The following is a 215-nucleotide window of genomic DNA, read 5'->3' as shown; positions in this document are numbered from 1 at the left end:
TTATATTGAATTATCTAATATTTTTAAAATAGATACTTCTGATGCAAAAACATTGGTGAGTTTTGAGTTAGAAGCTGGTCCAGAATCACAAAACGATTTGTTTATAGAATATGATGAGTACGTACAGTCAGTGGATACTTCTTTGGTTGATGAGTTAAGTTTTATTGATTATATAAACAATAGAGATTTAATGTCTAGTAGATTATTCAATATAA

At 26.5% G+C, this 215-nt stretch carries 1 protein-coding gene; it reads left to right on the top strand.

From position 1 onward, the window contains the following. On the top strand, nt 1–215 hold a 215-nt coding region (locus GN138_RS16095; protein WP_197429370.1), incomplete at both ends, for a hypothetical protein.

This window comes from Winogradskyella endarachnes (assembly GCF_009741275.1).
GTDB lineage: Bacteria > Bacteroidota > Bacteroidia > Flavobacteriales > Flavobacteriaceae > Winogradskyella > Winogradskyella endarachnes.
Note: the sequence above shows the minus strand (reverse complement) of the source record. Positions and strands in the feature narration are given on the sequence as shown.